Here is a 3,091-nt window from a genome sequence, read left to right as displayed (position 1 = left end):
CTTCAAATCGGAACACCGGCCGGAATGAAATCGGAATGACTGGCCGGCTTCAAATCGGAATCGATGGCCGGCTTCGTCGGAATACGCAGGGCGACATGGTCCGGAAAAATATCAGGAGGAGCTTGACCTCAACGACCCCAATCAGAGAAGCCTGCTAGCGATCGCGGTGATCGCGATGGACTTGTGCTTCCCGGAGGATCATTTTTCGATAGCGAGAGCAGAGGCGGAGCTGGACCTTTCCACCCTATTTCGCGAACGGTTCTCGGTAGGCCCTCCAACTGCGCTTGCTTGGTTCGACTTACCCGCGCAGGGAAGCGGTAAGCCCATGCGCCTTCCATCAGCATGCGACGGGCCCGAGAGTTCCCGGCCTTAGTGATCCCACCACGTTTGACATGTTCACCTGTCGAGCTCTCTGACGGAACGAGGCCAAGAAAGGCCATCAGCTGGCGGGGGTTTTCGAAGCGGCGGATGTCGCCAATTTCGGCAACAAAGACGAGGCGGCAATCAACGACACGCCTCGTAACGCCTGATAGGCTTCGACAACAGGAGCCATCGTCCAGGATTTGACAGTCTCCGAGATCAGATCGGTCAGACACTTCAAGCGCACCTCGACATCCTCGATCGCCTGGCAGTATTCCTTGAGCACGACGAAGTGCGCCGGATGCTCGAACTTCAGAGTCGATATCCACCGCATATGCGCCAGCGACCAGGATGAGCGGCCCGAATAGATGCGGCCATGTCGAAGTAGGAACGACTGAAGCTGCTGACGCGCCCGCTTTTGAGCCTCCTGAACTCGTTCGAGCAGGTCTCGGCGCTGGCGTGACAAACGAAGTCGCACTGAACGTATCGGCTGTCGATGGCTTGGAGATCCGGGACATCAGCGCAGATGCAGCTCAGCGGGATGTAGCTGTCTGGTGGCTGACTGGACGTGTACTGTCGCCTGCTGCCCGAGCCCTCGTGGCCGCCATGCGTTCCGGTCCACGACCCTGCGGCGTGCAACCGCTGACGTGACTGCGGCCCTCACCCATACCATCACGATATCTAATAATGAGTATTAAGAGTATCGGCTGGACTTCACTATGTGGGCGCGACAGGATGAGCAAAACCGCGACTAGCCAAGTCGTACGGCCACAAGATGAATAATCTGACCAGAAGCAAGTTAAGCCCCTGCGCGTCACCGAGCCGACGACTACCAGCCCCTAGGTCGAGCTTGGCTTCGATGGGAAAGAGCTATTGCAGGTATCCATTGAACTGCGGAGGTGAAGTATCCGGAACCAAACGCCATGCATCGCTCTCCTCGCCGACACGACCGCGGTGGCTGAGGCAGCCGCTGGGACGGCACGATCGTCCATCTAGCCGGCATCCCCGACGAAACACCAATCGATAGTATCCCCGAAGGAATATCCCATGGACACATTCACCACTGTCTCAGCCGACTGGGACACCACGGAACGAGTCTCGAAAACAACGCCATCACTGCAGGTCGCCGTGAACCCGTTTTTCCGCCCCGGCAACATCATCGGAGAAAATGCATACAAGGCCCTGCGCGACCTTGGCACCGATTACGTTCGCTATATCCCATGGTTGCCGTATCCGAAGCTGGCGGTGGCGGCCCTTGAGCCGCCAACTAACACGACGACTTCCTGGGATTTCTCTCTGATTGACCCGATGACGATAGACTTCTTCGAGGCCACAAAAGGACATCCAGTCGTCTTAGACTTCAGCACCATGCCACAATGGATGTGGAGAACGGCCAAGTCCGTAGGATACCCGGACGACCCCGACGAGGCCACGTACAGCTACACGCAAGGCACCGAACCTCGAGATCCGACCTTCAAGGAGATAGCCGACTACTACGCAAGACTCCTCAGCTGGTACACCCAGGGCGGCTTTGTCGATGAAATAGGTACACGACATGATTCCGGACATTACTACTCGGTCCCCGTCTGGCAGGTTCTAAACGAGGTCGATACCGAGCACCGCATGACACCGCAGATTTATACAAAGTTGTATGATCAAGTAGTCATGGCGATGCGGAAGGTGCAACCCGATCTAAAATTTGTCGGCATGTCGCTGTTTAGGCCGGATACGAACCCGCGCTTCTTCGAGTATTTTCTTGACCGCAACAACCATGAGCCGGGCATCCCGCTAGATTACATTTCGTATCATTTTTATGCGTGGCCGACCCCAGAAGAAACACCAGAGGTTCAAGGTTACACGTTCTTCGCCCAGGCCGATAGGTTCTTGACCACCGTTCGCTACGTGGAGAACATTCGCTCCAAGCTATCTCCCGAGACTCGCACCATGATAACAGAGATTGGCGCATTTCATACAGACGCCGCCGTCGGCTACTCCTTGGACGCAACACAGCCAATTCCGGACTCCCACTGGTATCTCTCCGGAGCGTTGTACGCGTATTTGTTCGGCGAACTTAGCCGGATGGGAATCGACGTTGTTGATGCATCGATGCTGCTAGCAGGTGAGCCTCGTCAGCACCCCATCTCTCTACTTGACTGGACCACCGGCGAACCAAATCCACGTTTTCGCGTGCTGCAATTGTTACATGACCACTTTAGCCCTGGCGATAGAATCGTCACCTTGGAACAAGGCCATAGCCACCCCTATGTTTACGCAATGCCAGTCGTCACCAAAGGTGGCGAGCGACGCCTCCTGCTGGTGAATAAGAGCCAGCATCCAGCAAAAATCCATGTCCCAGGTTCCAGCGGCGGACAGAAAGTATGGGTGGACCAGACTACGGCCTCCGCTCCGCCCGCGATCGCAAAGACGACATCCGACATAATTGCACTGGAGGGATACACAGTGGCGGCGCTGACGTTCCCGGACCGGCAGTAATGCCAGGATAATTGGCGTCTGGAAATATTGGGATATGGCCTTCTTGCAAGAAGGAACGTCGAAGCGAAGAGAGCGGTTCCATTATGGGCCGCAGAACGAACGGGAGGAAACAAGATGAGTATAATGGGATATCGCTTGGGTCGGCGAGGCTTTTTGACTGGCATGTTGGGGGTGTCGTCGCTGCCACTCCTTGGATCATTGCCGGCCAGGGCGCAGGACAAGAAGCTGCGATTCTTCG

1 protein-coding gene and 1 pseudogene are annotated in these 3,091 nt (G+C 56.1%); one reads left to right on the top strand and one right to left on the bottom strand.

Going from position 1 to position 3,091, the window contains the following annotated elements; genetic code table 11:
- Nucleotides 1-141: 141 nt before the first annotated feature.
- Nucleotides 142-811 (bottom strand): annotated as a pseudogene (locus tag NKH97_RS33100) (transposase); the annotation flags it as partial.
- A 596-nt stretch (nucleotides 812-1,407) separates the two neighbouring features.
- Between NKH97_RS33100 and NKH97_RS33095 the strand changes: the two are divergent.
- Nucleotides 1,408-2,853 (top strand): GH39 family glycosyl hydrolase, encoded by a 1,446-nt coding sequence (locus NKH97_RS33095; RefSeq protein ID WP_352799951.1) that lies wholly within the window; start codon nucleotides 1,408-1,410, stop codon nucleotides 2,851-2,853.
- Nucleotides 2,854-3,091 lie beyond the last annotated feature (238 nt).

It is taken from the genome of Mesorhizobium sp. M0870 (genome assembly GCF_040319775.1).
Classification (GTDB): domain Bacteria; phylum Pseudomonadota; class Alphaproteobacteria; order Rhizobiales; family Rhizobiaceae; genus Mesorhizobium.
This window is presented reverse-complemented; position numbering and strand designations above follow the sequence as displayed.